Source organism: Pseudundibacterium arcticum (assembly GCF_042646465.1).
In the GTDB taxonomy this organism is placed as follows: domain Bacteria; phylum Pseudomonadota; class Gammaproteobacteria; order Burkholderiales; family Burkholderiaceae_D; genus Undibacterium_A; species Undibacterium_A arcticum.
Window position 1 is genome coordinate 1 of record NZ_JBHRTP010000029.1, and the last position, 4720, is coordinate 4720.

A 4720-nucleotide genomic window follows, 5' to 3' on the forward strand; every position below is an offset into this window, starting at 1 on the left:
CAGGTTGGCGCAGATGCTCAATATACTACCGGTAGTGGGTTTGGGAGACAACCGGATAAGCACGGATCGTTCATCGCCTTCACCTACCTTGCGCCCATTTTGCAGGAGGTGTCGGGATTCTCTGCTGCCAGTGTCAGTCTGGTCATGCTGGTGTATGGCGTGTCAGTCGCATTCGGCAATATCTGGGGCGGCAAGCTGGCTGACAAGAAAGGCCCAATTCGTGCGCTGCAAATCGTATTTACCTTATTGGCACTCGTGTTGTTTGTGCTTACCTTTACTGCTTCCAACACGTGGCTGGCTCTGGCTACGGTATTGGTGTGGGGCGCAGTCGCGTTCGGCAACGTACCTGGTTTGCAAGTGTATGTGGTGCAGCGGGCCGAACGTGATGCACCGCAGGCGATCGACGTGGCCTCAGGGCTGAATATCGCAGCGTTCAACATCGGTATTGCTGGCGGTGCCTGGGGCGGTGGGTTGATCGTGGCCCATCTTGGATTGATGGCGACCCCGTGGATTGGCGCTCTCGTCGTGCTCGGGGCACTTGGCCTGACGACTCTGGCCGGCCGACTGGATCGCAATGCGGGCATCCATCCTCTCGCCACACCGGCCAACGCCGTCGCGGCGCATTAATCCCATGTGGAACACCGATGGCGGCGTGACAGCGCGCTGCCATCCTTATCGCGGCGCCTACTCATGCAATCACCAATCACCAATCGACCGCCCGATCGGATATCCCATCGTCGGACCTGATTATGCAGGGCGAGGCCAGGCTTTCCGCGCTCAGGTCGACATGCGCCGTGATGGAGGCGTGTCGTTTGCCGGAAGGCATTGAGCTTCTGCCCGAAGGTGGACGCCGCGTGCAGCAATTCGCGGCGGTGTAAACTGGCTGCATGACGATAATTGAACAGCCTGGCGCCATGGCATCCGGCACCGATGCCAGCAATCCCGAAGAGTTTTCCGAGCGGCCGTGGATCGATTTAACAACAACGTATGACGTTGAGGCTTGGATTGATCATTACAATTGGGATTTGCAGCGCTGCATAAAAAAGACGAATGCAACGGGGTACGGCGTGTGCTTCCGGCTTGGCCATGGCGGTCAAGTATTCATGCACACTACCGAGAGCGCGATCCTGCTTGACGTGACGCCCGACGCTGGGTGGGTCGCGCCGGTTATTACCGCCGCAACCGGAATCGCGGCAGCGCATTCGCAGATCTGGGTGTTGCCTGATGATAAATTGACGCAATTGGTGTTGGGCTTGAGCAGCTTGATCGCGTCAACCAGAATTGTTGTTAGTCATAGTTACAAAACCAAAAAGTATTAGGCCAGCCGCTACTGCACTTTGATATGTCCCGCGGTTGCCTTCGACCTACTACCGTCGCTCAAGCGGATAGAAGATGGCCCTTGCCAGTGTGAGAGCGGATTGCCATCCTCGGACCCGCGACTATGCATTGCCAATGCCAGCTCATGCGGGAGTGATGTCAATGACTGTATCGCCAATCCCCGTTCGTGACGAGGGCGCTACTGCTGACGCGGCGGCGGATTCACTGTGCAAGCCCAGCGCGCGCCCATGGGTGCTGGTGGCCACGATACTCGCCTCTAGCATGGTGTTTATCGACGGCACCGTGGTCAATATCGCGCTTCCGGCCTTGCAACGCACATTCGGTGCCAGCGCGACCGATGTGCAGTGGGTGGTGGAAGCCTACGCGCTATTCCTGGCGGCGTTGCTGCTGGTTGGCGGCACCGCGGGCGACCGGTTCGGGCGGCGGCGCGTGTTTACCCTTGGCATCGCGCTATTTGCCGTCGCGTCCATCTGGTGCGGGGTGTCTGGCAGCATCATGCAATTGATTTTCGCCCGGGCGGTGCAGGGAATCGGCGGCGCCTTGCTGGTCCCGGGCAGCCTCGCCCTCATCAGCGCCTCGTTTCCCGCAAGCGAACGCGGCAAGGCGATCGGCACCTGGTCCGGTTATACCGCCATCACCGCCGCGATTGGACCGGTGCTCGGCGGTTTTCTCATTGAGCATGGTTCGTGGCGGCTGGCATTTCTGATCAACGTCCCGCTCGCCTTGCTGGTCCTGATCCTCACGTTCAGATGCGTGCCCGAAAGCCGCGACCAGCGCGCCTCAGGCAGCCTGGACTGGGCTGGCGCTGCGCTGGCCAGCATCGGGCTGGGATGTCTGGTCTATGGCTTGATCGAATCGTCGAACCAAGGATGGAGCGACGTGACGGTGGTTGCTACGCTTGTTCTGGCTGCGCTGATGATTGCCCTTTTTATTGGCGTCGAGTCACGCCATGCCGCCCCTATGCTGCCGCTTCGCTTGTTCCGTTCCCACAATTTCAGCGGGGCGAACTTGCTGACGCTCCTGCTGTATGCGGCGCTTGGCGGCGGCCTGTATTTTTTTCCGCTGAACCTGATTCAAGTGCAAGGATATTCCGCGGTCGCCGCTGGCGCTGCGCTGCTGCCGTTTGTGCTACTGCTGTTTTTCCTGTCCAGATGGAGCGGGGGACTGGTTGACCGATATGGCGCCAAGGGACCGCTCGTGATTGGCCCGACGATTGCGGCAATCGGATTCGCCGGGTTCGCCGTTCCCGGCGTGGGCGGCAGTTACTGGGCTAATTATTTCCCGGCGGTGCTGACGCTGGGATTCGGCATGTCGATCAGTGTCGCGCCGCTGACCACGACGGTCATGAATGCGGTCGATCAGAGCCTTGCCGGCGCGGCATCAGGCGTCAACAACGCCGTCTCGCGTACCGCCGCCTTGCTGGCCATTGCGATCTTCGGGATTGTGATGAACCTGGCGTTCAATGCAGCCTGGACCGACATCTCAGGACCTTGAATATGGCGCCGGACAAGTTGCACACAGTAGAGGCGCAGCGTGCCAAACTTGCTGCGATCGAGTTGCCGGCACAAGCGAGCGAACAGGAGCGGGTAGCACTGAAAAGCGCAATTAAGGAATCGTACGTATCGGGCTTCCGTTGGGTGATGTTGCTCTCTGCGTTGCTGGCATTAGGCAGTGCCTTGAGCGCCTGGTTGTTGATTGGCGGCCACGCTCAAGAAAAACACAGGCGACAGCGTTAAGCGAGGACAAGCCGCTGCGCATTGAACAGCTCAACCATCCAATCGACGAACACCCGCACTCGCGTGCTGAGATGGCGGTTCGGCGAATACACGATGGAAATCGGGTTGAGCTCAGCAGACCATTCCTTTAGCACCGGCACCAGCAGGCCCGCATCGATGTGCGGCTGCGCCATGAAGCTCGGCGCATGCATGATGCCAAGGCCCGCCAGCGCGGCCGCGAGCAAGGCGTTGGTGTCGTTCACGCCGATGAAGTAACGCCCTTTGACCGTCACGCGCTGCTCGCCCAAGCTAAGCTCGATTGGCCGCTGGCGCCCCGAGCCGGCGAAGAAGTAGCGCACCATCACGTGACCGTGTTCAAGCTCCGACGGATGCATCGCCAGCGCACACAGCAGGAAGCGTATCTTGCCGGGGCAACCTCCATTTACGATCCGGAATGGAGAATGCGCAAACTGGACCGGCACGATTGGCAGCGACCACTGCCCATGATGACCGGCTTTCACTGAAATTGCTCTTCCGCGGTGCCGCCGTGTCGCTGAGAGCTGCGCCGGCTCAGCCGGACACAGTCCTACGCGTAGTTAGTGAACATCCTAGCGTTGTTCACTCTGCAACAACTGCTTGCCTTTTGCGACGTAATGGCCATTTCCTGCTCAGGTACCATACTGCCACCCGTCGCCCAAGCGAGATGGGTCGCCTTCGCGAGACGGGAGGCCGTCAATCCCATCCGGGTTCGGTAGTGCTGCTGCTCGGTCAATACCCTTGCCATGCCCGGAACACCGGCTAACGCGGATGGCTCAAGTTGCAGGCCCTCGGTCTGCTCCACCAACGCCAGCAGCCGGTAAAGCTCTTCATCACTAACGGTGTAATAGGGTCGGCGTGAACCGTGGCGCAAGCCAGGAAACCGCCTTGGTGCGCGCGAATGTCCCCGGCCTGCAAATCGTTCGCTACCAGGACGACGCCACCGTGGTGCAAGCCTTGATCGCGCACCAAATCGATGCCGCCGCTATTCCGGATGGCGTCGCCAAAGACGTGATGAAGCAGCAGGCCGATGCCGGATTGGCGATCAAATTCACCTTCTTCCATCAGCCGAATGCCATGGCGGTCCGATTGGAAGACCAGGAAATGCGTGACTGGCTCAACAAGGCCATCATCAAAATGACCGGTTCCGGCGAGCTGAATAAGATCTCGCGGAAATGGACCGGCAATCCCTTGATTGTTGACGACACTGTTGCAGAGTTTATGTTGCAGAGTTGGATAAATCAGCCAGCTCATCGCTAGTCAGGGTTGAGGATAAGTTCACGGTGGTTGCGCTGCCGGTGAGGTTCTGCCTGTGTGCTTGAGCACGCACCAGCGGTCTTCTTGAGAACCGGTTCAAAGCCGACAGCGCCGCGCATCTGACCTTATTTATTTTTTATGATGTCGGCGTGCCTCATTTTGGTGACTGGTTTCAAACTTGAGGGCGAACTCAAAAAGCGATGCGAATGTGACTCAACCGCACAACGCAGTTTTCCAGAAAATTGACGCCGCCAGGCAGCAATACCGTCATAGCGGCCAGCGATTTCCAATTCAGACGGTCGTTACTTCCGTGCTTATCCGGTTGTCTCCCAAACCCACTACCGGTAGTATATTGAGCATCTGCGCCAACCTGG

The 4720-nt window shown here is 58.9% G+C and carries 8 protein-coding genes; 6 read left to right on the forward strand and 2 right to left on the reverse strand.

From position 1 onward, the window contains the following. The 4 genes from ACFOFO_RS10325 to ACFOFO_RS10340 all read left to right on the forward strand — a co-directional run. Positions 1-627: MFS transporter (locus ACFOFO_RS10325; protein WP_390331491.1), on the forward strand; the 627-nt coding region annotated here is incomplete at its 5' end. A gap of 260 nt (positions 628-887) precedes the next feature. Then, entirely contained in the window at positions 888-1319 is a 432-nt protein-coding gene (locus ACFOFO_RS10330) for a hypothetical protein (protein WP_390331492.1), read from the forward strand. A 160-nt stretch (positions 1320-1479) separates the two neighbouring features. After that, complete coding sequence (locus ACFOFO_RS10335; RefSeq protein WP_390331493.1) at positions 1480-2832, forward strand: DHA2 family efflux MFS transporter permease subunit; 1353 nt, start codon at positions 1480-1482, stop codon at positions 2830-2832. A 2-nt stretch (positions 2833-2834) separates the two neighbouring features. After that, a complete protein-coding gene (locus ACFOFO_RS10340; protein WP_390331494.1) occupies positions 2835-3074 on the forward strand; it encodes a hypothetical protein in 240 nt (79 codons plus the stop codon). Here ACFOFO_RS10340 and ACFOFO_RS10345 read toward each other — a convergent pair. Further along, positions 3071-3448 carry a LysR substrate-binding domain-containing protein gene (locus ACFOFO_RS10345; RefSeq protein WP_390331495.1) on the reverse strand — a complete coding sequence of 126 codons (378 nt, stop codon included), beginning with the start codon at positions 3446-3448 and terminating at the stop codon, positions 3071-3073. The genes ACFOFO_RS10340 and ACFOFO_RS10345 overlap by 4 nt on opposite strands. On the opposite strand from ACFOFO_RS10345, the gene ACFOFO_RS10350 reads away from it, so the two are divergent. After that, positions 3443-3577 carry a DUF3563 family protein gene (locus ACFOFO_RS10350; protein WP_390328292.1) on the forward strand — a complete coding sequence of 45 codons (135 nt, stop codon included), beginning with the start codon at positions 3443-3445 and terminating at the stop codon, positions 3575-3577. The two genes, ACFOFO_RS10345 and ACFOFO_RS10350, sit on opposite strands and share 6 nt — an antisense overlap. Before the next feature lie 403 nt (positions 3578-3980). Beyond that, entirely contained in the window at positions 3981-4349 is a 369-nt protein-coding gene (locus ACFOFO_RS10355; protein ID WP_390331497.1) for a transporter substrate-binding domain-containing protein, read from the forward strand. Between the two features lie 187 nt (positions 4350-4536). Here the strand turns inward: ACFOFO_RS10355 and ACFOFO_RS10360 are convergent. Next, on the reverse strand, positions 4537-4720 hold a 184-nt coding region (locus ACFOFO_RS10360), incomplete at its 5' end, for a hypothetical protein (protein WP_390331496.1).